This is a genomic window from Cellulomonas septica (assembly GCF_012396155.1).
Lineage (GTDB): Bacteria > Actinomycetota > Actinomycetes > Actinomycetales > Cellulomonadaceae > Cellulomonas > Cellulomonas septica.
In genome coordinates, this window is record NZ_JAAXOY010000668.1 from 1 (window position 1) to 1,941 (window position 1,941).

A 1,941-nucleotide genomic window follows, 5' to 3' on the forward strand; every position below is an offset into this window, starting at 1 on the left:
GACGACCGCTGCGGGCGTAGGTACGGGGCGAGGCGCTGGTCGAGCCGGATCCGCCCCTGCGCGACGCCGCGCGCGCCGCCCGCCGGCCCGCCGGTACCACCGACCCCGCTGAGACCTCCACCGGTCAGGAGACCACCCGATGAAGTCCCGGTCCATCGCGCCCATGGCGGTGCCCGCCGGCGTCGTCGGCATCGTGCTGCTGCTCGTCGTGCCGCTGCCCGCCGCGCTGCTCGACGTGCTCATCGCCGTCAACATCACCGCGTCGCTCGTCATCCTGCTGACGTCGATGTACGTCAAGCGCCCGCTCGACTTCTCGGTGTTCCCGTCGCTGATCCTCGTGTTCACGCTGTTCCGCCTCGGCCTCAACGTCGCGTCGACGCGGCTCGTGCTGCGCGACGGCTACGCGGGCCAGGTCATCGAGGCGTTCGGTCACTTCGTGATCGGCGGGTCGCTCGTCATCGGCCTCGTGATCTTCCTGATCCTCGTCGTCATCCAGTTCGCGGTCATCACGAACGGTGCGGGCCGTGTCGCCGAGGTCGGCGCGCGGTTCACGCTCGACGCGATGCCCGGCAAGCAGATGGCCATCGACGCCGACCTGAACTCGGGCCTCATCGACGAGGACGAGGCGCGCCGCCGCCGCGCCGACGTGGCCGCCGAGGCCGACTTCTACGGCGCCATGGACGGTGGCTCGAAGTTCGTCAAGGGCGACGCGATCGCGGGCATCGTCATCACCGTCATCAACCTGGTCGGCGGCTTCGTCATCGGCATGGTGCAGATGGGCATGTCCGCGGGGGACGCGCTGCAGCGGTTCAGCCTGCTGACCATCGGCGACGGCCTCGTCACGCAGATCCCCGCGCTGCTGCTGTCCGTGTCCACCGGCATCGTCGTCACCCGCGCGACGGCCGAGGGCGACATGGGCACGGCCGCCGCCAAGCAGCTCGGCCAGTCGCGCACCGCGCTGCTCATCGCGGGCAGCGGCGCGATCGCGCTCGCGCTCCTGCCGGGCATGCCGAAGCTGCCGTTCATGCTCGTCGGCGCGACGCTCCTGCTCGTCGCGCAGCGGGTCAAGGCGCGCGAGACCCGCGAGGCCGCCGCGGCGCTCACCAAGCCCGCCGCGTCCGTGACCGCACCGCCCGCGGACACCCCCGAGCAGCTCATCGAGGACATGCGCGTGCACACGCTCGAGATCCTGCTCGCACCCGACCTCGTCGACCTCGTCGGCTCCGGCCCCGACCAGGACCTGCTCGCGCGCGTGCGCGGCCTGCGCCGCAAGACCGCGATGGAGCTCGGCATCGTCGTGCCGCCCGTGCGGACCCGGGACTCCGTCGACCTGCCGCGGGCCACCTACGTCGTGAAGATCGCCGGCGTCGAGGTCGGCCGCGGTCAGGCGCCCGCGGGGTCGATGCTCGCGCTCGGCGACGACCTCGGCGCGCTGCCCGGGACGGTCGTGCACGAGCCCGTGTTCGGCCTGCCCGGCAAGTGGGTGCCGTCCGAGCTGCGGCACGCCGCCGAGATGTCCGGCGCGACCGTCGTCGACCGGGTGTCCGTGCTCATCACGCACCTCGGCGCGCTCATCACGCAGAACGCCGCCCGCCTGCTCGGTCGCGAGGACGTCCGCGTCCTCACCGAGTCGGTCAAGAAGGTCAACCCGTCGGTCGTCGAGGAGCTCGTCCCGTCGCTGCTGTCGCTCGGCGAGGTGCAGCGCGTGCTGCAGGGCCTGCTCACCGAGGAGGTCCCGATCCGCGACCTCGGCCGCATCTACGAGGCGCTCGCGCTGCGCGCCAAGCTGTCGACCGACCCCGAGGGGCTCATCGAGGCCGCGCGCGCCGCGCTCGGCCCCGCGCTCGCCGCGCAGCACGCGCAGGACGGCACGCTGCGCGTCCTCACGCTCGACCCCGGCCTCGAGCAGCAGCTCGTGGAGTCGCTGCGGCCGGGCGACGG

General features: G+C 72.9%; 1 protein-coding gene. It reads left to right on the forward strand.

The window, feature by feature from the left end; all coding sequences use genetic code 11:
• Positions 1-139: 139 nt before the first annotated feature.
• Positions 140-1,941 (forward strand): flagellar biosynthesis protein FlhA (locus HGA02_RS17910; RefSeq protein WP_168680610.1); only part of this gene is annotated, 1,802 nt, incomplete at its 3' end.